Here is a 23,669-nt window from a genome sequence, read left to right on the forward strand (position 1 = left end):
TTAGCGCCTCATCGATTGATTTTCCTTCACTTATTGACAACTTGCACATCGTTCGCCTTTAACTACAAATAACCGAATGATGGAACGCATTCAAATGTATACTAAAACAGGAAATTATTCATTTCTCATTTTATATACGTAACAAAAAACGTCTAGCGTTCGTCAGTAACTATATTGAGGCAACTTTTGTTTAGTCGTGATCATACCTTTTCGCGATCACTAAAAAAAGCTTTGCAAGTGGATGACATATAGAGCTAAACATCAACTTGCAAGGGTGAGGTCTTGTGTGCTAAGCCATGCTATTTAACTCTTTCCTCTTGTTTACTTTAAAAGTTAGTCTGTTTTCAATTGACGAACATAGTTATATAGATAAGTAAAAGCGGACAAGATGTTTCAGATGTAGTAAAATAGGTATAGGTTGGCGAAGAACTAAAAGATGTTTATAAAAAAGGAGATTATTTAAATGAAGAAATTAATTGCTACAAGTTGCATCACATTACTTGCGGTCACTTTTTTTATATATACGAGTATCCCGATTGCATTAGCTGATGCCATTGAAGGTGAAACAATTGTGACACTAGGTGAAGATCTATCACAATCACAGCGAGCAACTGTTTTAGAAGACATGGGCATTACTGACGAAGATGAAGTAGAGATTATTTATGTCACTAATGAAGAAGAACACAATTATTTAGGTGATTATATTCCGGCAAGTCAAATCGGTACAAACGCTATTTCATCTGCAAGAATTACATTAAGAAATGATAATACAGGCGTTGCCGTAACGACAAATAATATTAATTATATTACTGGTGCCATGTACACGAATGCACTTGCCACAGCAGGTGTCAGTGGCGCAGAAATTTATGCTACAGCCCCTTTCACTGTATCAGGAACAGGCGCATTAACTGGCATTATGAAAGCATACGAAGCATCAACTGGGGAAACCATTGATGAAGAAGTCAAGCAAGCAGCAAACGAAGAAATGGTAGTCACCGCTGAGTTAGCTGAAGATGAAGACATAGATGAAGACGAAGCGGTTGATTTTATGAACCAGATAAAAGAGCGTATTGATCAAGAAAATCCGCAGTCTGCCGAAGATGTCCGCGATCTGATCTCACGCTTGGCTGATGAGCTTGGTATTAGCTTAAGTCAAGACCAGCTTGAGCAATTGGTTTCGTTGTTCAATAATCTACGTAATTTGAACATTGATTGGGGTAAAGTAACCGATACGATCGATGCTACACGCGACTGGATTAGTGATTTCGCAGAGAGTGAAGAGGGACAAAATGTTATCCAAAGTATTATCGGCTTTTTCCAATCGATTTGGGAATGGTTCTTGTCCGTTTTCTCTAACAATTAATCAAAGGTAAGTGCATTTGGATTAAGGATATAATGAAAAAGAAGCGCTGAATTCAGCGCTTCTTTTTTTGGGGATTGTAGGTCCTATTTACGCCTCTTTTCAATTGATGTGCTGAATCGCAGAATCAAGACGATCATCTTGCTCGATCAATTGAGTTGCCATTTGATCACACCAACTTGTAAGAGCTCCCATATCTGTTGATTGTGAGAATATAATAGACTCAGCAAAAATATCAATTAATTGCACTCTAAAATCAATAGAAATAAGCGTGTGATTTTGACTAGAAGGATGTATTAATGGATCGACTACATTTGCAAACTTAAAACTGTGAGTCCATATTTTCTTTGATAATTGATAACTGATCTTTGTTAGTTCATTGATATCCATTGTTTTAACCAACTCCAAACGGGGTAATGATAAACCTAATGTTCCGACAAATTCTTGCGATTTATGGCTAAGTGGGGAGAGGAACACAAGGAGATAGTAGAAAGAAGCGGGGCATAATTTCTTCTAAGCAGTCATTTATCAACTAACATTTATCCTAAACTATGAAAAGTAATTATTATATGAAAAAGGGCTTACTTTCCGGTTTATTTTGCTAGCTTTATCTTTAACACATAGCAAAATGGGGTTGACATTAAATATACCATATGATCTAATAAGTATTACAGTCAAGGTTGTTACCACTTCCGTGGGCTATACTTGATTTCTACAATACATGATTTAAATTAGCTAGCTGATTCAGTCTCACTAAGGAGATAGCAGTTGTGAAAGTAAAAAAGGTGATTAACAATAACATTGTCAAATCTATTGATAGCGCAAACAATGAAGTGTTGGTCATGGGAAAAGGGATTGGTTTTAAGAAGCAGGTTGGCGATCCCATTGATGAAGATGCTGTTGAAAAAATATACACAAGTAATAAAGATACAAATACGAATAAATTGACGCAACTACTTGCTAATGTCGAGTTAGAGCACTTACAAGTTGCCAATGAAATCATTAGCTTTGCTAAAGTATCTTTAGGAAAGAAATTAAGCGAAAATATTTACCTTACCCTTACTGACCATATTGATTATGCTATCGAACGCCACAAGAAAGCATTACCGATTAAAAATGCACTATTGTGGGAAATTAAACGTTTTTACAATCATGAATTTTTAATTGGGAAAGAAGCTTTAGTCATTATCAAAAACAAATTGGGTATTTCTTTACCTGAGGATGAAGCCGGTTTCATCGCGTTACACATTGTTAACGCAGAATTAGATATGTCTAAAGTTAGTGAAGTATCTGAAATGACTCAGATTATCCAGAATATCCTCAACATCATCAAATACTACTATAAAATGGATTTAGACGAGTACTCATTGAATTATGAACGTTTTATTACACACTTGAAATTTTTTGTCCATCGTTTATATAGTGGTGTAGAGCTTGAAGAAAATAAGGATGCTGGATTTCTATTCATGCTTAAGGAACGTTATAAAGAAGAATATTTATGTGCATTAAAAGTTCGCGATTATATCATTAAAGAATTTGGTCGTGACTTAAAAGAAGATGAAATGATTTACCTAACCATTCACATTAGACGAATTACAAGTAATAAGTAAATATATATAGGATTGTTACTGGTCAAGCAGGCTATACCTAGATAAATTCCTTACTCAAGGTCAATTGAGTCCAAGGGATCTATTTAGGTATTTTTTTTGCAATCCTTAGAGGAGGAAATGTAAGATGGATTACAATGATTTAGCTAAAACAATTTTAGATAACATCGGCAGCGAACAAAACGTCTCTAGCTTAGGGCATTGCGCCACCCGTTTACGATTTAATCTAAAAGATGATAAAGTTGCCAATACCGATAAATTAAAGCATACACCCGGAATCATGGGAGTAGTCTCTAAAGGTGGTCAATACCAAATTATTATTGGTAGTGACGTCAGCAGTGTATACAAAGAAATTATTAATGAAGTCCCATCACTGGGAAGCGACGAGGATCAGGATGATAATAAAGATGACCGCTCTGCATTAGCAAAAGTAATTGATACCATTACCGGAATTTTCACACCGATATTACCAGCAATAACAGCAGCAGGTATGTTAAAAGCCGTGCTATCTTTGTTAGTCGTTTTTAACGTCGTTAATGATGAAAGCCAAACCTATCAAGTGGTTGATTTTATGGCTGATGCTGCTTTTTATTTCTTGCCTATTTTACTAGCTGCTTCATCTGCACAAAAATTTAAAACAAATGCTTATCTCGCTATGATGGTTGGTGGGATTTTGTTACACCCTAACTTTGTCGCTATGGTTCAAGGATTAGAAGGAACAGAAGGGATTAGCGTATTTGGCTTACCTGTTACACCGGTCACTTACTCTTCTTCTGTTATTCCAATTATATTAGCTGTTTGGTTCATGTCTTATATAGAACCTATTGCTGATCGTATATCACCAAAAGCAATTAAATTCTTTAGTAAACCTTTAATTACGATTGCAATAGTAGGAACAGCTTCAATTGTTATTATTGGACCACTTGGGCACTTTATTAGTGACGGTATTTCTGCTGGAATTACAACGCTTGAAAATGTTAGCCCATGGTTAGTCCCTACATTATTAGGTGCACTTTCACCACTTTTCGTTGCTACAGGTACACACTATGGCCTTGTGCCGATTGGCATTAACAACCGTATGGTATCTGGTTACGATACGGTCATTTATCCCGGCATGCTAGCATCAAACGTTGGACAAGGTGCCGCTGCTTTAGCTGTTGGTTTTAAGAGTAAAGATTCAACAATCAAACAATTGGCTTCATCAGCGGGTTTAACTGGGATATTTGGTATTACCGAACCTGCTTTATACGGTGTTAATTTGCGATTTAAAACACCTCTATATGCTGCCATGATTGGTGGTGGTATCGGCGGGTTATTTATGGGTATTTTCAGAGTCCGCAACTTCGCAGGTGGAGCGCCTGGCCTATTAACTTTACCTAGTTATATTGGTGATGATACATTAAGCTATTTTACCTTCGCTACAATTGGCGCTATTATTAGTATCATTATTGCCTTTATCGTTTCTTATATTCTTTATAAAGATCCGACTCCAGAAGAAGATGGATTAGTAGATGATACGGAAGAAGTTAATGCTGATATTGGTGATGTAACCCTTGAACCAACAAGCAACAGAATTTCTGAAGAGGTTATTCTTGCACCAATAAAAGGGGAAGTTGTTTCCTTAGCTGCTGTAGAAGATGGCATGTTTTCGGAAGAAATTTTAGGTAAGGGTGTTGCAATAAAACCCGCCGAAGGGGTCGTTGTCTCACCGATCTCTGGAACAGTATCTGCAATCTTCGACTCCAAGCATGCGATTGGCTTAACGACGGATGCCGGACTTGAACTCCTTATCCATGTTGGTATTGACACGGTTCAGCTAGAAGGGGAAGGTTATCAATATTTCATTGAGAAAGGTCAGCGCGTTCAGACTGGTGATCAACTGTTGACTTTTGATTTAGAAAGCATTTCAAGTAAAGGTTTCCCAACGATAACACCTATTGTGATTACTAACTCAACAGACTATGGGGATATCATTAGTTTAAATGAGTCACAAGTAGAGACAGGTACAGAAATCATTAAAGTTATCCGATAAAACGAAACTTCCATCAATGGGTGTTTTACGGACGGCTATCTGTGATAAAGAAACAGGAAGAAGCGTCAGTTAAACGCTTCTTCCTGTTTCTATTACAACTTTGATACCATTATCTTAAGTTATTCAAGGTACCCATTACTGTATGTGTTGGTTTAAATCACTTGCCACACCAGATAAAATATTAGCAGAACTAGAAATTTCCTGCATCGATGCATTCAATTGCTCAATAACAGCAACGATATTCTCAATGTTTCCATTAGAATCATTAACTGTATTTGATACCGTTTCGATAGATTTGTGAACTTGATTCATATTTGTTGTCACATCAGTAATCGCCGTGTTTAAATCTTGCACAAATTCATCCACTTCATCAACGTTCATCGCAATATCTTGGAACACCTGTTTCACATCATCATTTAACGATACACCACTCTTAATCGAGTTTGCACTCTCAGTAATGACATCGATAACTTGTGACGTACCAGCTTGTATCTCTTGAATAAGAACTTGTGTTTTGCTCGTTGCACCATTTGTTTGCTCTGCTAACTTGCGAACTTCGTCGGCTACAACAGAAAAGCCCTTGCCATGCTCGCCTGCACGAGCAGCTTCAATAGCTGCATTCAGCGCAAGTAAGTTGGTTTGATTAGAAATATCTGTTATTAGTGAAAGAATATCATTAACTTGGTCTGTCTTTTGATCCAGTTGGTGAACGACCTCAATCGACTCTTTAACTTGGTTTCCAATTAAGTCCATTTGCTTCGTAATTTTTTCAACCGCTTGATCACCGTTTTTTGTTTGATCGATCGCTTGATGTGATGTTTCTGAAACAAATTTAATACTTTCCCCTACCTCTTGTAGACTGAAAAATATTTGACCTGATGTTTGATTAATGTCATGAATTTCATTGGCTTGTGCATCTGCTCCAGCAGCCATATCTTGCATCGTTGTGGATATCTCATTAACCGCATGACTCGTTTCACTCGTTGTTGACATCAACTGCGCTGAAATAGAATCTGCTTGTCCAGCTAGATCTTTTATCCCTTCATCTGTCGACTGACTCTCAATAGGGGTCACTACTTCTCGTTCTGATGGTTGCATAGATTTGACCATCTCACGCGCATAAACAAACGAGCCAAGCATCACAATTGCAATCACAGCGATAACCGTCAACCAATAAATCCAACTCGTTAAGCTAAAAACAAATAATGTATTGATTAGCGTTAACGCTACAATTGGCACAATTACAGCTATAAAAGCAATGGATATCATCTTTATCATAAACCCATGATCTTCTGTCAGTAATTTTTTTTCCTTTACATTCATAATTATATTCGCCCCATTTTATTATAAAGTCATATCTGGAACATCTAGGAATTTTAACGCTTCGTCTAAACTAGTAAAGGCTTTTACCGTATTATGTGTACCGGCACCTCTTGATAGTCGATTTAACTGCATTTTTAATGTCACATTGGGAGCTACAGTAGCATTCTTCTCGACATGTTTAGCTATATCTTGCATAAGCTGTCCCCAAACCTGATTAACTTCAGGCTTTGCCACAGCTTGAATCGCACTATTGTCGTTTAAGAATTTCTTAATATGGGGCTTCTGTAAAGCTTGTCTCACCACATCAGATTGCTGTTTTGCCTCTTCTACTGTTGTTGCCATTTCATTATATTTAAAATAGAATACATCTTTATACTCTTTCGTTTCGTATTTTGCCATTTTATTTTCCTCCTAGTTTGTTGTTTCATCTTGTGAAAGTACATCTTTAAAGATATGTAGAGCATGGATTGATTTTGGAAAACCAGCATAGGCACTACAATGATTGATAACCTCTAATATTTGCTCCTGCCTTAAACCAACATTTAATGCTGCACGGAAATGATAGGCTAAACCTCTTCCAGGATCACCTTGAGTAATCAATGAAGACAAGGTCACCAATGCCCGTTGCTTCAAATCAAGTTGATCATCTGCATAAACATCGCCATAACCAAACTCTAATGCCAATTTGGCTAACCGAGGAGAAAATTCTTCTACTGCCTTCATTGAATCAATGCCAGATTGGCCAGCTAATTCCTCTATTTTTTTCCATCCCATTTCTCGTTTATCCATTATCTCACCCTCTTTTGATTAACTGCGTTTTAACGTAGGGGGAACTTCATCCTGCCATGTTAACACTTCAATGACTGTTGGGCCTTGAGCGGATAACCCTTGTTCTACTGCTATTGTCAGATCATCTAGTGTCTTACAACGCGTACTATTCGCACCTAAAGACGCTGCAAATTGTGTTGCATCAATACCAAAGGCATATTGCACACCGATTGACTTGCCACCAGTCATTCGTTTCATTCCCTTATCAACCATGTCAAGCATACCGTTATTTAGAACAATAAAAAGCACATTTGCTCCTTGATCAACAGCCGTCGATAGTTCCATGCCGTGCATCATTAAACAGCCATCACCAACCAAGCATACAATCGGATCTTGTGGTTTTGCTATTTTAGCACCAATGGCAAGACCTAACCCATGCCCCATCGCACCAAAAACATCATCAAAATAGAAGGTGCCATGCTTCACAATATCGAAATACTTAATTCCATAAAACGTATGACTGCCATCATCACCAAAAACAATCGTCTCAGCAGGCAAAAGCTCTCTTAGTTTCAACATAACAGAGGCGGTAGATAGTCGTTCTGCGCGTTCAAAGTTATTTTTGACCGTGTCTCTCAGCTTCTGTTCATCCAACCAATATTTTGTTAGATCACGTTCGCTCAACTTTTGTGCAGGTTGAAAATTCTGATTTAACTGTAAGAGATTTTCTCGCGCATCACCTTTAATAAACAAAGTCTCTACCGGAAGACTTTTACCAATAAAGGTAGGGTCAGTATCAAACTGAATAATCGCTTTAGGGTATAAATCTTCACTTAATCCAGCCGTCGACATATCAGAAAGCTTTGATCCAACTACAATCATGACATCGACACCTTCTTTAAGATACGCTTCTGAGGCTGTTGTTCCACCTAATCCAAAACTACCTAAAGATAGTGGATGATTAGTAAGAAAAGCACCCTTTCCCCCCGGTGTTGTCATAACAGGAATTTGCCATGTTTCTGCAAATTTCTGAACAGGATGATATGCATTTGCAATATGAACACCTTTCCCTAGTAATAAAAGTGGTCGTTTGGCTTCAATTAATTTGTCTTTAACGAGACTTAGATGTCCAGAAATCGTGCTATCATCAATCTCCCAATTGGGTACTTCAACATCCGAAACTTCGGCCATTAATACATCCATCGGAATTGATAAATGAACTGGACCTTTATCACCGGTTAAAGCATTCTGCAACGCATGTTGTAAATAGCTCTTTAACAACTTAACATCGTCTATCCTGGCACTAAATTTAGTAAGCGGCTTAAACAACTGAACTAAATCCGTTCCAAAAAAGCTTGAATCTTGCCCTAATGCTTTTCCTTCATCTTGTAAAGGGGGGTGACCGGTAATAAACAATACAGGTGCGTGAAAGGCTTTTGCCTGGCCAGCAGCAGTTAGTAAATTCGTACCGCCTGGTCCCGATGTCCCTACAGCTACACCTAGTGTATGATTTTGCAAGGCATACCCAGTAGCCATAAAACCAGCTCCGCCTTCATGACGAGCCAAGACAAAATCTAAACCTTGTTGTTCAATTGCACTAATCAATGGGACGAGTGGTTTTCCCGGGATACCAAAAACTTTTTCACAGCCTTGCTGTTTTACAGCTTCTGCAATGTATGTTGCCAAGTTCGCCATATTCTTCACCTCCTTATAGATAAATAGTTTTTAGATACCCCACAACTAAAGTCACATAGAAGTGGAGGAAATCTAAAATAGATACTCCCTTTATATCGACAATTATCGGTAAATATATCTATTAATTGAATATTTTTTATAAAATATGACAAAAGACCCATTTCTTTTTAACCTAACAGGTGTCATCCGAAAACAGATGACTGTTATATTTTTTACATTTCACAGCCTGATTTAATAATGATTTCGCCCTTACCTTCACGTATTACTCCTTAATAGGTACTAATAACCACAACGGGATAACCAGCCCTCATTTTACTTTTTTCGCCAATCCCTTTTGTCAAAACATCAGTATGAATTAGTAATTTTGTTGACGGTTATCAAATAAATTAATTTAAACGATAATAAAAAGAGAAATCTTCCATCAGCAATCTACTAAAATTCTTTACATGTATATTTAAGCGATTCTGTTATACACTATTGAAATAACAGTCTTTTTCATTGCTATTCATTTCTAATCATAATCCTTGACAAATAAAATGGATACTTTATAATAACTTATATCGAATTAGAATTATTATTGTTAATAACTTAAGTCAATAAGTGCTTAGCAATACATTCTATTAAAAAAATTTAAGGAGGACGACAGTTTATGTCTCTTATTGGAACAGAAGTACAACCATTCGCAGCACAAGCATTTCAAGCAGGTAAAGATTTCTTTGAAGTTACAGAAGAAAATTTCAAAGGTAAGTGGAGTGTGGTTTGTTTTTATCCGGCAGATTTTTCATTCGTTTGCCCGACTGAATTAGAAGATCTACAAAAAGAATATGATGAACTTAAAAAATTAGATGTTGAAGTATATGGTGTGTCTACAGACACGCACTTTGTGCACAAAGCATGGCATGAGCATTCAACAGCTGTAAGTTCAATTGAATATATTATGATTGGTGACCCATCTCAAACGATTTCTCGTAACTTTGATGTTTTAGATGAAGAAAGTGGATTGGCTGATCGTGGTACATTCTTAATTGATCCAGACGGTGTTATTCAAACGGTTGAAATTAACGCAGGTGGAATCGGCCGTGATGCAAGTACAATTATTAATAAAGTAAAAGCAGCTCAATATGTACGCAAGAATCCAGGTGAAGTTTGTCCTGCAAAATGGGAAGAAGGACAAGAAACACTTAAGCCTAGCCTAGATATCGTCGGCAAAATTTAAGGAGCTTGATAATTATGTTGGAACAAGAGATTAAACAACAGCTTAATCAATATATGGAGCTCTTGGAAAATGATATTGTTATTAAAGTAAGTCTTGGTGATGATAAATTTTCTACAGAAACAAAAGAGCTTGTTGATGAAATTTCATCAATGTCTTCAATGATTACCGTTGAAGAGACTAAATTGGAGCGTACACCAAGCTTTAGTATTAGTCGTAAAGGTGAGGAAACCGGCGTTACTTTCGCCGGTGTTCCCCTTGGTCATGAATTCACCTCACTTGTAATGGCTTTACTGCAAGTAAGTGGTCGCGCACCTAAAATTGAAGATAGCCAAATTGAACAAATTAAAGCTATTGATGGCGAGTATCATTTTACGACTTATGTTAGTTTGTCTTGTCATAACTGCCCTGATGTTGTGCAAGCTTTGAACATTATGAGTGTATTAAATCCTAACATCACCCATACAATGGTTGATGGGGCGGCATTTAAAGATGAAGTTGAAAGTAAAAACATCATGGCCGTTCCATCCGTTTATCTAAATGGAGAGTTCATGGAATCAGGACGTATGACACTTGATGACATTCTAGCCAAAGTAGGATCCGGCCCTGATGCAAGTGTAATCAGTGAGAAAGATCCATTTGATGTGCTCGTTGTCGGTGGTGGTCCTGGCGGGGCCAGTGCAGCAATCTATGCAGCGCGTAAAGGGATTCGCACCGGCCTAGTCGCAGACCGTTTTGGTGGTCAGGTGATGGATACATTAGGTATTGAGAATTTCATTAGTACATCTTATACTGAAGGACCTAAATTAATGGCAAGTGTAGAAGGACATGTCAATGACTATGACGTTGATATCATGAAGAGCTTGCAAGCTACAAAACTCGAAAAGAAAGACTTATTTGAAGTTGAACTTAATAATGGGGCTACCCTACAAAGTAAGTCTGTTATTATTTCAACAGGTGCACGCTGGCGAAATATCGGTGTGCCAGGCGAAGCCGAGTTCAAAAATAAAGGTGTCGCTTACTGTCCACACTGTGATGGCCCATTATTTGAAGGCAAGGACGTCGCCGTTATTGGCGGAGGTAACTCTGGTGTAGAAGCAGCTATTGATTTAGCTGGTATCGTGAAGCACGTAACCGTACTTGAGTTCTTGCCAGAATTAAAGGCTGATGCAGTCTTACAAGAACGTCTTCATAGCCTGCCTAACGTCACGGTTATATTAAACGCTCAGACTACAGAAATTACAGGTGATGAGACAGTCAATGGGATCACTTATGTAGATCGAGATACAAATGACGAGGTTCATATTGAACTCGCTGGTGTCTTCGTTCAAATCGGTCTCGTTCCTAACACCGATTGGCTAGGTGATACCGTCGAACGTAATCGCATGGGTGAAATTGTAATTGATAAGCATGGTCAAACAAGCTTACCAGGCGTATTTGCTGCAGGCGACTGTACAGATACCCCATATAAACAAATTATTGTATCAATGGGATCTGGTGCAACTGCTTCTTTAGGTGCCTTTGATTACCTGATTCGAAACTAACTATCACTACAAAGCATTTGTGACAAAAAGATTTGGGACTGTGCCTTATGTGCCCCCATTGAAGTGATGCGGGATTAGTAATTAGGTTTGTCCAATAAAAAAACGCCGACATGACTATCATATCGGCGTTTTACTACTAAAATAATCGAACCTTAACCTTACGTGCCTAAGTCCTCCTATAGTGATAAAATTTGTTCAACTAAGAATGGCTAGAACGAAACATTATTTATTCACTCGTCCATCCTTTTTCCTATTGTTCATAACATCTTGAATAAGGCCCTTGCGATTTAAGTTAATATCACTATGGGCTATTGTTATCATTAATTCTTCAATGGCTGATAAAAAGGCAATAAGGCAAGCAAGCCAAGCGATCCATTCACTGTCCAGAATGTAGAGTGCTAAAAAAGCCAAATAAAAAAAGGCACCACTTAGTTTATTTAGGAATGTATGAACAAAAATAAATTGCTTATATTTTATTCGCGTAACAACTAGATTAATTAAACGAATGATCACAAGCATTACAATAAAGTAATAAAGCCATGTACTTATTAAGTCAGTATATATGGCAAAGAAACACACCACCATAAAGAAGATAAAGTCCCCAATAGAATCGAGTCTTGCTCCATAATTACTCTCACAGTTAAGTCGGCGAGCTAGATAACCGTCAAATATGTCTGTTAATCCAATGATAATAAACATGAAGCTGAAGATAACTGGATACTGAAAAGCTATCAGCAATAAGGTGGCCATTACAATACGTAAAAGCGATAATATGTTTGGCACATGCCGCATAATTTGTAGCCTCCTTAGATAAAGTCAACTCTTTATTCTTTATTCTATTATAGGAGACTAGGTTAAAACAACAAATTATTTTTGATGTTTTGCACTATCGTCTTTTGATATGTGATTAATGTTAATATCATACTTTTAAATTTCTATTCAATCACGCAAGACATTGTTCAAATTGTTTAATGAGAGCTTCTCTATCTAGTTGTTTGCCAATAAAAATGAATTGACTCCTTCTAACTTCTCCATCACGCCATTTTCGATCTTTTTTTCCGGCAAAAAGCATATGTATACCTTGGAAAATCACACGTTCTTCTACACCATCAATATTTAATATACCTTTGTACCTTAAAAGATCTTCTCCTTTTTCTTGGATTAGCCAACTCATCCAACGATCTAGCTTTAATTGATCAAGTGGTTGTTCTTCAACAAACGCTATTGATTTGATATGATCATCATGATGATGGTGGTGATGATCTTCTAGTAAGTGTGGATGAATTCTTAGTTTATCCTTCAAATTAAAGGATTGGATATTCAATATATCATCGATAGCTATATCACAATACTCCGCGAATAACCATTTTGCAGTAGGGTTAATCATGTTTATCCGTTCCTCTAATTGAAGTTGTTCTCGCTTTTGCAGTAAATCTAGCTTATTCAGAAGAATCACATCGGCAAAAGCTATTTGCTCTTGAGCTTCATCTTTCACATCTAAGTGACGAGAAATATGTTTGCCATCAACAACCGTCACAATACTATCAATGATAAATTGCTCAGCCAAATCTTGATCGATTAGAAAAGTTTGCGCAACTGGAGCTGGGTCTGCTAAACCCGTTGTTTCAATCACCACACGGTCAAAGTGAACTTGATTCTCTTCTTTAGCAAAAACTAACGTGCGAAGGATGTTGACTAAATCACCTCTAACTGTACAGCAGATACAACCATTGTTCATTTCAATAATCTCTTCATCAGAATTAATAACAAGCTGGTTATCTATTCCTACCTCTCCATATTCATTTACAATAACGGCTACTTTTTGATTGTGTTTTTCTGCAAGAATTCTATTTAATAACGTGGTTTTACCAGCACCTAGATAACCTGTCAATATCGTTACGGGAATTTGCTTACCTTTAGCTAACATTTTTCTACCTCTTTTCTCAAATAGTAATGATTACGATTTAAATATACTATTATTTACTTTACTTTGCAAATTGGAGTCATCAGCCCATTTAAAATCGCCCTATAACAAACGATATTCTCTTTATCAATAAACTAAAATCAACCTTTGAACTACTCCCACTTATCAACCTTGCGGTCTGATTGAAGTGGGAGATTCTTGGGAACAGAGCGTACTTGTTAGCGTATTTCTTTACTAACAGAGGTTTCTCTTCTATACCAAGCTATCCCCGTAGTCCCTACGGTTCGATCATGGAAGTTTCTTTATGCTAAAGCTACGATTCGTAAGCCTTCCGTTAGAATATTTTTGCTAGCATTGACATCTCGATCGTGGTGCGTTTGACAAGCAGGACAAGTCCAACCCCTTATGTCAAGAGATTTCTTACCATCGTGATGTCCACACTCAGAGCATAGCTGACTAGATGGAAACCATCTACTTATTTTCACGATCGTTTTACCGTACCAATCGGCTTTGTACTGTAATTTCGTGACCAAGCTAGACCATGATACGTCAGAGATAGATTTTGCTAGTTTATGGTTACGCAATATTCCTTTTATGTGCAAATCTTCGATACAGATCACATCGTGGTTTTTGATGATGTCTGTACTTAACTTGTTAAGGAAGTCGGCACGTTGATTCATCACTTGTTCATGTAATCTCGCAACTTTACGTTTTTGCTTCTGATAGTTTTTGGCACCAAGAAGGTCAACCCCGTTGTTTTTCGCATGCAGGGCACGTCTGGAAAGTTTTCGTTGTTCTCGTTTTAATTTCTTTTCCATTTTAGTGGTGAACCGATGATTATCTACCTTTTGACCATCAGAAAGAATCGCAAAATCCGTAATACCTAAGTCGATGCCGATAGCTGCTTCTGTTTTCTCTAAGGGTTGTATGTCTGTTTTAGCAAGAATGGATATGAAATATTTTCCACTCGGGTTGCGTCTGATGGTGGCACGGAGAACTTGTCCTTTTACTTCACGACTTTTAGCAAAGCGAACGAGTCCAAGTTTCGGTAGTTTGATTTGGTTACCTACAATCGAGATATTTCCGTTTGTCTGCTTCGTTGTATAGGATTGAACATGGTTTTTCTTCGATTTAAAACGAGGTTTGCCATTCTGCTTCTTAAAGAATCTGGAGAAGGAATCTGCAAGGTTTTTAAGGGAGGATTGGATCGCAATGCTGTCTACTTCTTTTAACCAGCTTAATTCTTGCTTTAGCTGCGGTAGTTGAGCGGAACAAGCACGATACGTCAGTCCTTTCCCCGTTTCTTTGTACGTATCATTCCATTTAGCTAAAAAATGATTAAAGACAAAACGAGAACAGCCGATTGTTTTCGCAATCTGTCTTTCCTGTTCGTTCGTTGGATAGATACGGAATTTATAGGCTTTGTTGACGAGCAAAGCTTTCACTCCCTTCTGTTATGATGATCCATCCATTATACCCTATTTTGCATGGCGGATACATCATTTTAGGGAGGAGACGCAAGAAACAAAAGAATTTAAGCACGCGTACCCAAGCTATCTTTCGGTTATAGCACGTGCACTCGAACAGTCGGACAATCGAGATGGTTGAAGCTATCCCTTGTCCGAAGGCGATTCATCTCCCACCTACTCATTGGGCTATGCCCTTCTCATTCCTTGAGGTGGGAGTCTTCTCGCCTAGCAAGATAAAACGAACCTTCAATCCGTGGGCAGAGGGCTACAGGATGTAGGTCATGCAGACGTGGCCACAGGACGTGGCGATCTTAGTCTGTAATCCTTCTTAAAGATATGGTGGTTTTAGTCTACGATCTTACCCACCCATTAATGGTTCGTTGAGTGAATCAGGACATTAGCGTCCGTTATCACCCACCTCAATAGATTTACCTCTGTTCTCTTTTTTGAGGTGGACGTTTTACGGACGGTTATCTGTGATAAAATTAAAGCTCCACTCAGCTGGCATTCTCTTCACTATTCGATTAGGATTAATGATCAAACAGCAAACGAAGCCATTATATCCTTATTCAAGATCAACAACTGAAAGATTTAATCATTTATAGTAAAAAGTATCCAGTGCCTTATGATTTAGGCGATGGATACTTATTTTTATGAAGATGTACGTTCCCCACCATTAGGATGTAAGGTTTGCCCCGTCATAAATCTAGAGTCATCAGAAGCTAGGAAAACATAGGAAGGTGCCATTTCAAATGGCTGTGCCATTCTTTTCATTGGATTTTGTGATCCAAAAATGGCGACATCGTCTGCTGGAAAGCTAGCTGGAATTAATGGTGTCCAAATACGTCCAGGTGCAACTGCATTGACGCGGATTCCGTCTTCAATAAGATTCATCGCAAGCGCGCGCGTAAAACCAATATTAGCTGCTTTAGTGGCTGTATAATCAATCATTTGTGCTTCACCAGCATATGCAACAATAGAAGCTGTATTAATAATTGAGCTGCCTGCCTTTAAATGTCGAATCGCCGTACGTGTCGTATAGAATGGAGAATAAACATTCACTTTAAGGGTATCATCGAACTGTTCATCGGTTATATTTATTAAACTCGGTTGTCGAAATTGAATACCAACATGATTAACCAAAATATCTAGTGCTCCAAATGTGGCGACCGTATCCTCGACTATCCGTTCACTCTGCTCTTTTTTTCTCAAATCACCTGGTAATAATAGACAGTTTCGACCCCGTTCTTCGACCTCCCTTTTTGTACGGTTGGCATCTTCATGTTCATCCAAATATGCTATCGCTACATTTGCTCCTTCTTTTGCAAATGCAATAGCCACTGCTGCTCCAATCCCACTATCTCCCCCCGTAATAAGCGCTACTTTTCCTTTTAACTTACCACTGCCAATGTAATTTGGGTTGTCTATAATCGGCTTTGGTTCCATTAATTTTTCCACACCTGGTTGACGAAGTTGTCTCTGTTCAGGCGCACTTAATGGTATATCTTCATACTTTGTTATCGTTCCGAAATATGGATAAATAGGATAGACTTGTTCTTGTTCTTTTTCCTTTTCGTCTTTGTCCCTCTGATACATTAGGCAAACCTCCTTATTTTTATCACTATGTTAAATTATGTTTATATGTAAAAAAGGTGCCTATGCGATTAATACGAAACACCCTTTTACAACGATCACGTTTTCAATAAAACGAAATTTCTATCGGGGGGTTTTACGGACGGTTATCCGTGATAAATCATTAACATAGATCATAGAACAAAATCATTCAGGTTGCATAACTTATAATAAAACGAAATTTCTATCTGTAGGGGGTTTTGTCCTTTACCCCCGATTAAGCGTTGAGTGAATCAGGACATGAGCCTCCGTTACCGCATACCTAAATAGATTTAACTCCAATCTCTATTTTGAGTTAGGCGGTTTACGGACGGTTATCTGTGATAAAAAAGGAGGAAAGAAAATGAATCCCTATCAATACTCTGGCGTTCAACTATTGTTACTCGATCATTCGGATCAAACCGTCCAAATGCGATATAATGATAATCCCTATACATGGCCAATGCGTTTAATTGGTAGACGACCACCCTATTATACCAACCCTCGCTACATTCAAACATTTCCGGTTATTTAGTAAAGATAAAACGAACCTTCAATCAGCGGGCGTTGAGTGGCGGGCGGTTTACGGACAAATTAAGCTGTTGATAAATAAAGCTAACCGATTTTTCAACAGCTTAATTTGTAAACTAACATTTTTAAAATATACACTTTTCCTCGAATGAAGGTTATGGTCTTCGGTTAAGCTAATTTAAAATGAACGCAAAGGATGAAAAAAATGACAGTAATCAGTGATATTGGACTAGTGATCGGACGAATATTGACGATTATCCCTTTATTGTTAGCGGTTGTTTTATTTATGGGGAAGCGCGCCATTGGGCAATTGCCTGTTTTCGACTTTATCATTATCATAGTGCTCGGTTCGATCGTTGGTGCAGACATTGCCGACCCCGACATTGACCACCTCCCTACAGCTGTTGCTGTCTTAGCGATTGCAGGTTTCCAGCGTCTTATTGCGAACAGGAAATTAGCGAACAGGAAATTGAATCAAATGCTTACCTTTGAGCCCACCGTTATCATCCACGAGGGTAAATTTATTTATGCCCACGTAAAAAGTATTAAGTATACGATTGATAATATTCTTCAGATGCTTCGCGAAAAAGATATATTTGATATTGGTGAAGTAGAAACCGCGATTATCGAACCTAATGGTAATTTGAGCGTTCTAAAAAAAGGGGGAGGACAAGCCAGCGAAGCCTATCCGATTATTATGGACGGTGTCATTGAACGTGATATATTGAAGTTTGTAAAAGTAGATGAAAAATGGCTATTAGACCAACTAACGAAACTAGGCATTACAGAGCTTAAGTCTGTCTTCTTTGCTTCGATCAATATTAATCATGATCTACAAATCTCACTAAAAAATCAAGGACAGCCTCAAGTGCCTCCGATAAAGTATTAATATACGCACCTTCGTTTAATACGCTAGTGGCAACCCAAATAGCTGTTAAGTTTACTGACTTAACTTTTCGAACTTTTATGAGCGGGTGATTTTTTAACTAATACATAGGATGTGATGGCGGCCGTTACCGGAATAATAAGTGCAACCCCAATGCCTGCACAAAAAATGGTAATCATTTGAGCACTAAAGACTTTTGAATTAATAATTTGACCAAAAGTATAAGACAAATCCTTATAACGCACAAGCAATGCTAAATAACCACCAAAAAAAGCAAAAAATAACGTATTTGCACTCGTTCCTAATAAGTCCTTGCCAATGCGCATTCCTGCCTGAAACAAGGCTTTCATACTAATCGTTGGATGATGACGGTGAATCTCAAACATAGGCGAACTAATTGAAATAGCTTCATCGGTTACCGCTCCAATCGTGCTCATAATCACAACTGATGTCGCTACCTGTAAAAAATCAATACCTAAATAGAAGGAATAAATCGTTAAACCTTCAACCTCTTCATCACCAAAACCTTGTACCATGACCCGATCGGTGACAAACTGGATAAATAATAGCAAAAGGACGGTTGTTATAATGGTGGAAACAAATGCTGTTTTTGTTTTGGCATTTGACTCATTAATAAAGAATAAGGTAACAGCACTAATTAAGGCGCAAGCAATAACCGTTAAAACAACTGGACTTGCATTTGAATCCGTCATAATCAATACGGTTATTAACAACACTAAGAAGTTAATAAACAAAGCTATAAATGAACGGACCCCTTTTTTGCCACCAATTAGTGTCATTAAGGAAAATAAAATAATTGTTAAAATGACTAATGCGTTCATACACTCGCCCGCTTTCGATTAATAAAAAAGATGGTCGTATATAACCCAATCGGAATGGCTAAAACAATACCAATCCCGCCCGCCAATGCTCTTGTTAACTCTAGTGATAGGTTTAGTGATAACGTGAATCCTAGCGGTGCACCATTCATAAAATAAATTAACAAGGTAGGGATCGTTCCACTAACATAAGCAAAAAACAAAATATTTGTCATCGTTCCCATAATATCTTTGCCTATTTCAATTCCTGATTGCTTTAGATCATGATCAGAAATCTGATGATTTTTTTCATAAAGACTAAATAATGATGATGAAATGGTAACCGCAACGTCCATAACAGCTCCAAGTGCGCCCACTAAAACACCTGCCATAAAAACAGCCTCAGGCGGTCGTGTTAGAAATTCCATCTCTTCAAACCGCAAACCCTCAGCATTAGTCATTGCTAAAACTAATATCGTAATAAAAAGCAAGGAAAATGTTCCTATCAAAGTTGCTATAATCGCTGCATAGGTTTGGTGTGTAAGTCCACTCACCAACACTAATGATAAAGCGGTCATGACAATAACCACAAGGCTCATAATGAAAAGCAGCGTTATATCAGCTGTAGCAATATACACATCTAAAGCTAAACTGAGCAGAACCGCATTAACGACTAAACTGATCACAGCAAATAATCCTTGACGGCGACCAACAGCGATCAAGACTAGTATAAAAAACCAACATACTAACAGCAAATAATGATCGCGTTTAGCATCGATAATACTTCCAGTTAGGTCATCCCCCTCTTGTACCTGATCTATTGTAACAAACACGTCATCCCCCTCTTGAAACTCTGGGTGATAAACACGTGATTGACTAAATTCATTTTCCAAATAAACGCGCTCATCTTTTTGAGGGCTATTTTTCAACTTGCCCTCAATCGCTTGCGTATAAATAATATCCGTATTTCCTTGCCCATCGCTGACTTTTTGTTCGTCAATGATTGTCACTTTAGTTACTTGAACAATGGGATCTTGGTAAAAAGCGTGATTGTGATAAACAAAATAAATCGAACTAATCAATACGGTACTTAATATAAACAAGAATACAAGTCGCTTCCTTGGTATTTTTTTTATCATATCCATAAAAACCCTCCGCTTTCCCAAATAACCAAGTTCATCTTAACATATTTTCCTCAAAGCCAGAAAAAATTTCAGCTCTGACGACTTAAAATTTTGATTTTAAGCAACAAAAAAATTAGACTTAAACAAGAAGGAGTGAACATAGATGATGGCAAACAACATTCGTACGATTAAAGCAAACAGCACGCGTACGACAGCTTACCAAAACCAACATACGATAAGAAATTTTAATTTTTTGATTGATATTCCTCACGCCTTAGGCGGAGAAAACAAAGCAGCTACACCAACCGAGTACTTACTCAGTTCATTAAATGGCTGTCTAATGATTGTTATGGAAATGGTCGCCAAAGAACGCCAACTGACCATTCAATCGCTTACTATTGATTCAGAAGCAACGAGTGATCGTCGCGGTATGTTAGGAACAGCGAATGTACAACCCTATTTCCTTACTGTTGACCTTTATATTACATTGACGGTTAAGGAAGATATAGATATTGAAGAATTTATCGAGTTGTCACTCTCTCGTTGTCCTACTTACAACTTGATTAACGATAGTCAAACTAAAATTAATATCCATATCTGAGCTAAGCTATGTTGAGCCATTTTTCTTATACTTAGGATTAATGTTGTACTTTCTTAACAGGTAACAATAAGCAAAAACTCACATGAGATCATGTGAGTTTACTTCTTAACTGAGCTTCATTCAAATAAATAGTGTTTTGCTATGGCCAATAGTGCTTCTTGAATGACAGTTAATGCGCGTTCATCAAAGTCAAACAACGGATGATGATGTGGATATCCTGTAGCCTCGCTACTTTTTGAACCCACTCTAAAGTATGTGCCCGGCTTTTCTAATAAAAAGTAGGAGAAATCTTCAGCCCCCATCATCGGGTCAAACGCGACAACCCGCTCACTAGAAAAGTAATCTTTAAAAATATCGGTGACTTGCTCTGTCGTTTGCCGATCATTGTTTAACGCCGGGTAGCCGTTTAGATAATCAATGCTGATATCTGCTTGATAGGCTGACCCAATACCAGCTACCATCGAGCGAATTTGCTGTTCAATCATTGTTCGAACAGTTTGATCAAAGCTACGCACGGTCCCTTCGAGTATCGCTTGGTCAGGAATGACATTAAAGGCATGCCCAGCTTGAAACACACCTATAGTGACTACGGCTGATTGTAACGGATCTACGCGACGACTTACGATTTTTTGTAAACCATTAACCACATCACTCCCAATCACTATCGGGTCATTAGAATCCTGAGGTCGGGCGCCATGGCCCCCTTTCCCTTTAATCGTAACCTTAAATTTATCAACAGCCGCCATCTTATAACCTGGACCAATCGCTAATTGACCAACTGGCAAATCTGACGCTAAATGAGCAGCAAATACATAATCGACACCTTTTAAAAGATCATGTTCTAGCATCGCCTTTGCACCGCCTGGCGGTGTCTCTTCTGCCGGTTGAAAAATAAAAACAACGCCACCTTTTAATTGGTCCTTATAATTTGTTAATGCTTTGGCTAATCCTAATAACGCTGCAGTATGACCATCATGACCGCAAGCATGCATCACACCTTTAACTTTCGATCGATAAGCCACTTGTTTTTCGTCTTCAATAGGTAAGGCATCAAAATCCGCTCGAAATGCAATGGTTGGTCCGGGTTGATGCCCAACTAACCTCGCCACCATACCATAACCTCCGATACCCGTTTGTACCTCTAATCCAAAACCTTGTAACTTCTCTTCAATAAATGCTGCTGTTTCTTTCTCTTGAAAAGATAGTTCAGGATGTTGGTGTAAATACCGTCGCCATTCCATCACTTCAGTTTCCTGTTCCCTAATTTCTAAAGCAATTACAGCTTCTACTCCCGCCACGATGCGCTCCCCCTTCACATAAATAATCCGATTAAATCGATTGAATTATTACGTATCATACTTGATTTATGAGTTGCTTGCAATGATTATTTACGAAAAATAAAGTTAATATGCGATCGCTCGTAAAGTGAAAATTTCGCTCGAATGCAGTGTACTTTCGCTCGCAAACCGAGATTTTCGCTCGAATGCACCGTACTTTCGCTCGTAAACCGAGATTTTCGCTCGAATACAGCATCCGATCGCTCGAATACCAAAATACAAAAAGCCTCATCCCCGATTAAAGGATGAGGCTCTTCATTATGTTAAGTCTGCTCCATTTGTTTCAATAACTTTCTTATACCAATCAAATGATTTTTTCTTCTTACGCTCTAGTGTTCCATTACCATAATCATCTTGATCGACATAGATAAATCCATAACGTTTGGACATTTCCGAGGTACTCGCAGAGATCAAATCAATACAACCCCAACTTGTATACCCCATCAAATCAACACCGTCTTCGATCGCATGACCCATTTGATCAATATGAGCACGGAGGTAATCTATCCGATAGTCATCATTTATTGTCCCATCCTCCTCAACGGTATCGTATGCACCAAGTCCATTCTCCACTATAAATAAAGGCACTTGATAGCGATCATACATTTTTTTCAATGTAATGCGCAGCCCTTTTGGATCGATTTGCCAACCCCAATCTGAGGCTTCTAGATAAGGATTCTTCACACCACTAAAGAAGTTCCCTTTCTCTTTTTTCTTCACAGGTGATCCACTTTCCACCATTGACATGTAATAACTAAATGATAGGAAATCAACGGGATGGGCTGCTAATATCTCTTGATCTCCTGGTTGCATCTCAATGTTAATGTTATTCTTTTTAAAATAATCTAACATAAAATTCGGATATGCACCCCGGACTTGAACATCAGTGAAAAATAAATTCTTTTGATCTGCTTCTAATGCTGCTAACACATCATCTGGATGACAAGTTTCAGGATATACTTCCATACGTGCAAGCATACAACCGATCTTCGCTTCCGGAATAATCTGATGACAAGCTTTCACCGCAAGCGCACTCGCAACGAATTGATGATGTAATGCTTGATAAATCGATTGTTCACGATTGGTTAATCGTTCAACCAACATGCCACTACCAATATATGGAGAAATAGTCGAGATATTAATCTCATTAAATGTCAGCCATAGTTTTACTTTATCTTTATAACGATTAAAAAGGGTCTCTGCATAACGAACAAAGAACTCAATCAGACGGCGGTCTTCCCAACCATTATATTTTTGTACAAGGTTAAGCGGCATTTCGTAATGTGAAATGGTCACCAATGGTTCAATGCCATGTTTCAATAATTCATCAAACACCTTATCATAAAAGGCCAAACCTGCTTCGTTCGGTTCAGCATCATCACCGTTTGGAAAAATACGCGGCCATGATATCGACAATCGGTATGTTTTAAAGCCCATTTCAGCAAATAATGCTATATCTTCTTTATAGCGATGATAGAAGTCAACACCACGACGCTTGGGGAAATTATCACCCTTCTCGCCAGCCAATAAAGACGCTAGCTCTTCTTCACTTTTTACATCCATTTCAATATCGCCACGCTCTTCTTTCGGGACGAATGTGACCATATCAAAAATAGAAAGGCCTTTACCATCCTTATCAAAGGCACCTTCGACCTGATTAGCCGCTGTAGCACCGCCCCATAGGAAACCTTTTGGAAAACGACTTTTTGCCATTAAATATTACCTCCTCATTTTATGTTTACATGCTATATATATAATTAAAACGCTGTACTTCTAGGATATAAGGGGCCATCTAATTTGTATAGTGATGTTGCATAACCTGTTCG

At 38.0% G+C, this 23,669-nt stretch carries 21 protein-coding genes; 8 read left to right on the forward strand and 13 right to left on the reverse strand.

Annotation, left to right across the window (positions count from 1 at the left end; all coding sequences use genetic code 11):
* Positions 1 to 463: 463 nt before the first annotated feature.
* Positions 464 to 1,363 (forward strand): DUF1002 domain-containing protein, encoded by a 900-nt coding sequence (locus JOE23_RS06255; RefSeq protein ID WP_204436631.1) that lies wholly within the window; start codon positions 464 to 466, stop codon positions 1,361 to 1,363.
* Between the two features lie 99 nt (positions 1,364 to 1,462).
* Here JOE23_RS06255 and JOE23_RS06260 read toward each other — a convergent pair whose 3' ends face one another.
* A complete protein-coding gene (locus JOE23_RS06260; protein WP_204436634.1) occupies positions 1,463 to 1,750 on the reverse strand; it encodes a hypothetical protein in 288 nt (95 codons plus the stop codon).
* 380 nt (positions 1,751 to 2,130) lie between these two features.
* Between JOE23_RS06260 and licT the strand changes: the two genes are divergently transcribed.
* Complete coding sequence (gene licT / locus JOE23_RS06265; protein ID WP_204436644.1) at positions 2,131 to 2,970, forward strand: BglG family transcription antiterminator LicT; 840 nt, start codon at positions 2,131 to 2,133, stop codon at positions 2,968 to 2,970.
* A gap of 124 nt (positions 2,971 to 3,094) precedes the next feature.
* Positions 3,095 to 4,999 carry a beta-glucoside-specific PTS transporter subunit IIABC gene (locus JOE23_RS06270; RefSeq protein WP_204436646.1) on the forward strand — a complete coding sequence of 635 codons (1,905 nt, stop codon included), beginning with the start codon at positions 3,095 to 3,097 and terminating at the stop codon, positions 4,997 to 4,999.
* Between the two features lie 135 nt (positions 5,000 to 5,134).
* On the opposite strand, the gene JOE23_RS06275 is transcribed toward JOE23_RS06270, so the two are convergent.
* The 4 genes from JOE23_RS06275 to JOE23_RS06290 are packed head-to-tail and all read right to left on the reverse strand — an operon-like array spanning position 5,135 to position 8,785.
* Positions 5,135 to 6,322, reverse strand: coding sequence for a methyl-accepting chemotaxis protein (locus tag JOE23_RS06275; protein WP_204436648.1), 1,188 nt, complete (start codon positions 6,320 to 6,322; stop codon positions 5,135 to 5,137).
* A gap of 21 nt (positions 6,323 to 6,343) precedes the next feature.
* Complete coding sequence (locus JOE23_RS06280; protein WP_204436650.1) at positions 6,344 to 6,721, reverse strand: hypothetical protein; 378 nt, start codon at positions 6,719 to 6,721, stop codon at positions 6,344 to 6,346.
* A 12-nt stretch (positions 6,722 to 6,733) separates the two neighbouring features.
* Complete coding sequence (locus JOE23_RS06285) at positions 6,734 to 7,111, reverse strand: carboxymuconolactone decarboxylase family protein (protein WP_204436651.1); 378 nt, start codon at positions 7,109 to 7,111, stop codon at positions 6,734 to 6,736.
* Between the two features lie 18 nt (positions 7,112 to 7,129).
* Positions 7,130 to 8,785, reverse strand: a complete 1,656-nt coding sequence (locus JOE23_RS06290) for a thiamine pyrophosphate-binding protein (protein WP_204436652.1) — start codon at positions 8,783 to 8,785, stop codon at positions 7,130 to 7,132.
* 649 nt (positions 8,786 to 9,434) lie between these two features.
* Here JOE23_RS06290 and ahpC point away from each other — a divergent pair.
* Together ahpC and ahpF are read left to right on the forward strand one after the other, a co-directional pair.
* Positions 9,435 to 10,001 (forward strand): alkyl hydroperoxide reductase subunit C, encoded by a 567-nt coding sequence (gene ahpC, locus JOE23_RS06295; protein WP_204436653.1) that lies wholly within the window; start codon positions 9,435 to 9,437, stop codon positions 9,999 to 10,001.
* A gap of 14 nt (positions 10,002 to 10,015) precedes the next feature.
* Positions 10,016 to 11,542 (forward strand): alkyl hydroperoxide reductase subunit F, encoded by a 1,527-nt coding sequence (gene ahpF / locus JOE23_RS06300; protein ID WP_239585293.1) that lies wholly within the window; start codon positions 10,016 to 10,018, stop codon positions 11,540 to 11,542.
* 222 nt (positions 11,543 to 11,764) lie between these two features.
* On the opposite strand, the gene JOE23_RS06305 is transcribed toward ahpF, so the two are convergent.
* From JOE23_RS06305 to JOE23_RS06320, 4 genes are all read right to left on the reverse strand, one after another.
* Positions 11,765 to 12,334, reverse strand: a complete 570-nt coding sequence (locus tag JOE23_RS06305) for a CDP-alcohol phosphatidyltransferase family protein (RefSeq protein WP_204436654.1) — start codon at positions 12,332 to 12,334, stop codon at positions 11,765 to 11,767.
* Positions 12,335 to 12,485: 151 nt separating this feature from the next.
* Entirely contained in the window at positions 12,486 to 13,469 is a 984-nt protein-coding gene (locus tag JOE23_RS06310) for a CobW family GTP-binding protein (RefSeq protein ID WP_204436655.1), read from the reverse strand.
* 299 nt (positions 13,470 to 13,768) lie between these two features.
* Positions 13,769 to 14,902, reverse strand: coding sequence for an IS200/IS605 family element RNA-guided endonuclease TnpB (gene tnpB, locus JOE23_RS06315; protein ID WP_204436658.1), 1,134 nt, complete (start codon positions 14,900 to 14,902; stop codon positions 13,769 to 13,771).
* A gap of 684 nt (positions 14,903 to 15,586) precedes the next feature.
* Positions 15,587 to 16,531: an SDR family oxidoreductase gene (locus JOE23_RS06320; RefSeq protein ID WP_204436660.1), complete on the reverse strand. Its 945-nt coding sequence runs from the start codon at positions 16,529 to 16,531 to the stop codon at positions 15,587 to 15,589.
* Positions 16,532 to 16,910: 379 nt separating this feature from the next.
* Here JOE23_RS06320 and JOE23_RS06325 point away from each other — a divergent pair, with 379 nt between their 5' ends.
* Both JOE23_RS06325 and JOE23_RS06330 read left to right on the forward strand, forming a co-directional pair.
* Positions 16,911 to 17,081 carry a hypothetical protein gene (locus JOE23_RS06325; RefSeq protein WP_204436662.1) on the forward strand — a complete coding sequence of 57 codons (171 nt, stop codon included), beginning with the start codon at positions 16,911 to 16,913 and terminating at the stop codon, positions 17,079 to 17,081.
* Positions 17,082 to 17,282: 201 nt separating this feature from the next.
* On the forward strand, positions 17,283 to 17,966 hold the full coding sequence (locus JOE23_RS06330) for a DUF421 domain-containing protein (protein ID WP_204436664.1): 684 nt from the start codon (positions 17,283 to 17,285) through the stop codon (positions 17,964 to 17,966).
* A 59-nt stretch (positions 17,967 to 18,025) separates the two neighbouring features.
* On the opposite strand, the gene JOE23_RS06335 is transcribed toward JOE23_RS06330, so the two are convergent.
* Together JOE23_RS06335 and JOE23_RS06340 are read right to left on the reverse strand one after the other, a co-directional pair.
* Positions 18,026 to 18,805 carry a YibE/F family protein gene (locus tag JOE23_RS06335; protein ID WP_204436666.1) on the reverse strand — a complete coding sequence of 260 codons (780 nt, stop codon included), beginning with the start codon at positions 18,803 to 18,805 and terminating at the stop codon, positions 18,026 to 18,028.
* The gene (locus tag JOE23_RS06340) at positions 18,802 to 19,926 is read right to left on the reverse strand and encodes a YibE/F family protein (protein ID WP_204436669.1); all 1,125 of its coding nucleotides are present in this window, start codon (positions 19,924 to 19,926) and stop codon (positions 18,802 to 18,804) included. Before JOE23_RS06340 ends, JOE23_RS06335 begins: the two co-directional genes overlap by 4 nt.
* Before the next feature lie 142 nt (positions 19,927 to 20,068).
* Here JOE23_RS06340 and JOE23_RS06345 point away from each other — a divergent pair, with 142 nt between their 5' ends.
* Complete coding sequence (locus tag JOE23_RS06345) at positions 20,069 to 20,506, forward strand: OsmC family protein (protein ID WP_204436671.1); 438 nt, start codon at positions 20,069 to 20,071, stop codon at positions 20,504 to 20,506.
* 116 nt (positions 20,507 to 20,622) lie between these two features.
* On the opposite strand, the gene JOE23_RS06350 is transcribed toward JOE23_RS06345, so the two are convergent.
* Together JOE23_RS06350 and JOE23_RS06355 are read right to left on the reverse strand one after the other, a co-directional pair.
* Positions 20,623 to 21,747 carry a M20 metallopeptidase family protein gene (locus JOE23_RS06350; protein WP_204436895.1) on the reverse strand — a complete coding sequence of 375 codons (1,125 nt, stop codon included), beginning with the start codon at positions 21,745 to 21,747 and terminating at the stop codon, positions 20,623 to 20,625.
* A gap of 354 nt (positions 21,748 to 22,101) precedes the next feature.
* Complete coding sequence (locus JOE23_RS06355; protein WP_204436675.1) at positions 22,102 to 23,556, reverse strand: glycoside hydrolase family 1 protein; 1,455 nt, start codon at positions 23,554 to 23,556, stop codon at positions 22,102 to 22,104.
* Positions 23,557 to 23,669 lie beyond the last annotated feature (113 nt).

Source organism: Amphibacillus cookii, from assembly GCF_016908375.1.
Lineage (GTDB): Bacteria > Bacillota > Bacilli > Bacillales > Amphibacillaceae > Amphibacillus_C > Amphibacillus_C cookii.